Raw genomic sequence first — 3,588 nt, 5'->3', positions numbered from 1 at the left:
CGATTTTATCCGCCGTTTCGCCGAGCACCACAACCGCCTTGACGTGCTCGCTCAGCAGCGGCATCAGCTCCATGTAATCCGAGCCGCGGTCCAGACCGCCGGCAATCAGCACGACCGGCTGATGGAACGAGGCGAGCGCCATGCCTGTCGCTTTGGCGTTCGTCGCTTTGGAATTGTTGTAATAGGCAGCACCGCCGACGTCTCTGACATACTCCAAGCGGTGCTCCACCCCGTGGAACGAAGCCAGAGGTTCGGCCAACCGGTCTGGTGCGGCGCCGGCTGCGATCGCGATCGCGCAGGCCGCTGCGGCGTTTGCGACGTTAAACCGGCCGGGAATACCGATTTCCTTCACGGGGATGATTACCTGGGACCGCCCGTCCGAATCGCGGTATACGATGCTGCGCTCTAGGTCGTCTTCCGTGTCCGGAATATAAGGCGGGCTCACATACACGCCGACTTGCAGTTCTTCCGTCACCGAGAACGGAAGCAGCTTGGCCTTTATATAAGGCACCAGGCTGCGGCAGTAAGAATCATCCCAATTGAGGACCGCGGTATCATCCTCTGTCTGATTGGCGAACATTTTTGCTTTGGAAGAAGCATAGTCTTCCATGCTGCCATGATAATCAAGATGGGTTTCCGTCAGGTTCAGCAGGCAGCCGATACGCGGACGGAAATCCGTCGTTCCTTTCAGCTGAAAGCTGCTGAGCTCGGTCACCATCCAGTTGCCCGCATCGGCATGCTGCGCCGCTTCGCACAGCGGCGTGCCGATGTTGCCGGCGACGATCGGATGCATACCGGCCGCTTCCAGCATGTTGCCCACCCACGTCGTGGTGGTCGTTTTGCCGTTGGAGCCGGTGATCCCGATAATCGGCGCCTCGCAGATGTGATAGGCGACTTCCACCTCGGTCACCACTTCGATCCCAAGTTTCAGCGCTTCCTGCACCGGCGGAGCTGTGTACGGAATCCCCGGATTTTTGACGAGCAGAGAAATACCGGGATGAACCAGCCCCTCGGGATGACCACCGCAAATGACGGTGATTCCCAAGGGCTCCAGTTCCCCGGCTTCGGGACATTGATCCTTTTCCTTTCGATCATTCACAGTAACAATCGTCTCCGGCCTGGTGTCAGTACTTTGGCGACCTGCACGCCGCTTCGGGCAAGCCCGAGCACTACGATCTCTTTACCCCTGTACGAATCTGGATGCTTCATCTTCTACAACCCCTTGTTCAAGTTAAAGTCCAAGTCCCGCGAGCACGATGCCTACCGCCCAGAAGGTCATGACGACCCGCCATTCGGACCATCCGGTCAGCTCGAAATGATGGTGAATCGGACTCATTTTAAAGATACGTTTGCCCCGGGTCTTGAATGATGCGACCTGAAGAACGACGGACAGCATTTCGATGACGAACACGCCGCCGATCACGATAAACAGCAGCTCGGTTTTGGTGACGATGGCGATGCCGCCGATGGCTCCGCCAATGCCGAGCGAACCTGTATCCCCCATGAATACTTTGGCCGGGTGGGCGTTAAATACAAGAAACCCGAGCACCGCCCCGATCATGGCAGCAGCACAAACGGCGGCCGACAGCGAGGTCGCCTGCATGGCGACGATGGCGAATGCGGCAAAAGCGATAGCGCTGACGCCGGACAGCAGTCCGTCGACCCCGTCCGTGAAATTGACCGCGTTGGTCACAGCCATCATCATAATGACGATGAACGGATAATAGAACCATCCGCTCCAGTCAAACGACCACGACGTTCCCGGCACGCTGATCGCCGTGCTGTGGCCGTTCTTGATGAGCAGGTAACACATGATCGCCGCGAAGAGCAGCTGCAGGATAAGCTTCTGTTTCGCCGTCAGTCCGAGCGAACGCTTGAACACGATTTTAATATAATCATCAAGAAATCCGATCAGGCCGAAGCCAAGCGTGGCTACGAGCAGCACGTAAAAATCCGTATTAATGACGGAAAATTTCAGAAAAGCAAGCGTAAAAGCCAAAATAATGACGATTCCGCCCATTGTCGGCGTTCCCGCCTTCTTCAAATGGGTCTGCGGCCCGTCGTCGCGGACCTGCTGGCCGAACTTCATACGCCTGAGCAGCGGAATAAGCAGCGGAGCGGCAATCACCGCGAGAATAAAAGATACACCGATCGTTAACAGCAATAGTTGATAGTCCATGGATTCACCCCCTCTGTGCGCTATTTCTGCAAGTTTTCCTTAACTAGAGCATCCACAATTTCTTCGAGCTTCATACCCCGCGACGCCTTGACGAGCACCACATCTTTGGCATGAACGCGCTTGATGAGATGAGGGATCAGCTCAGCTTTANCCGTAAAAGAAAATACGCTCAGATCCGGACGAATCTTCCGGGCCGCTTCAGCGGTCTCCTCCGACAACGCTCCGTACGTGTACAGCACATCCACCCGGTCCGCCGCGGCGTACTGCCCGATCTCGGCATGGAACTCCTTTTCCTGCGGCCCAAGCTCCAGCATGTCCCCCAGCACGGCTACTTTGTGATGATAACCTTTGAGACTATGAAGCGCGTCGATCGCGGCCTTCATGGAGGTTGGGCTGGCATTGTAGGCGTCGTTCAGAATGGTCAGCCCGCTCGGCGCCACGATTTGCTCGATCCGCATCCCGGTCAAATGCAGTCCGGTCAGTCCCGTGCGGATGTTCTCCTCGCTAATACCGAAATGGCGGGCCACCGCGAGCGCTGCAAGGCAGTTAATGACGTTATGCTGGCCAAGCAGCGGCAGATCCAGCCCCTCCTCCGGATGCAGCAGTGACGTAAAAATAATCCCCTTGCTGTGGAACATCATCCCTGTGGGGTAATCGTCGTTGCTCTGATCCAACCCGAACGTAAAGGTCCGGAGCCCTCCGGGTTTCACCGTTTCGGCTTCGCCGAGCACCGTAGGAATCAGCGGCTGGCTTCATGCCGCTAATAATTTCCACCTTGGCCCGGGCAATTTCATGTCTTGAACCGAGCTGAAGCAGATGCGCTTCCCCGATATTGGTAATGACCGCCACATCAGGACGGGCGATTTGGGAGAGACGCTCGATCTCATGCCGGCCGCTCATTCCCATCTCCAATACGGCGATTTCCGTATCCGCCGGCATCTCTAAAATGGTTAAGGGCAGTCCAATATGATTATTGAAATTGCCCCCGGTTTTATGAACTTTATAGGTCGTAGACAGAAGGGTATACACCATATCCTTCGTCGTCGTTTTGCCGTTGCTGCCCGTAATGCCGACTACGCGGCAGCCTACTTCCGCCAAATAGGCCTCAGCCAGGGTCTGCAGCGCCGCGAGCGTGTCATCGACAAGAATGACAGCTCCCGCCGGCGCCTCGCCCCGGTCGCGCTGCCACAGCGTCGCGCCCGCTCCGTCCTTCAGTACGGATTCGGCATAAGCGTGTCCGTCAAAACGTTCCCCGACGAGCGGGACGAACAGGCTTCCTTGCTTTATTTGTCGGGAGTCCGTAAACACGCCTTGAATCGGCAGCTCCCGGTGTTGTTCCTGCGAGAGTGTTCCTCCGCACATGGCGGCCATTTGGCCTAAAGTCGTCGTAATCACTTATCCAATCCCCT

3 pseudogenes are annotated in these 3,588 nt (G+C 56.6%); all 3 read right to left on the bottom strand.

Annotation, left to right across the window (positions count from 1 at the left end):
- A pseudogene (gene murD, locus CPT76_RS22560) lies at nucleotides 1–1,209 on the bottom strand (UDP-N-acetylmuramoyl-L-alanine--D-glutamate ligase); the annotation flags it as partial.
- A 3-nt stretch (nucleotides 1,210–1,212) separates the two neighbouring features.
- Nucleotides 1,213–2,179, bottom strand: a pseudogene (gene mraY, locus CPT76_RS22555) (phospho-N-acetylmuramoyl-pentapeptide-transferase).
- 20 nt (nucleotides 2,180–2,199) lie between these two features.
- Nucleotides 2,200–3,571 (bottom strand): annotated as a pseudogene (locus tag CPT76_RS22550) (UDP-N-acetylmuramoyl-tripeptide--D-alanyl-D-alanine ligase).
- Nucleotides 3,572–3,588 lie beyond the last annotated feature (17 nt).

It is taken from the genome of Paenibacillus sp. AR247 (assembly GCF_002968895.1).
GTDB lineage: Bacteria > Bacillota > Bacilli > Paenibacillales > Paenibacillaceae > Paenibacillus_AQ > Paenibacillus_AQ favisporus.
This window is presented reverse-complemented; position numbering and strand designations above follow the sequence as displayed.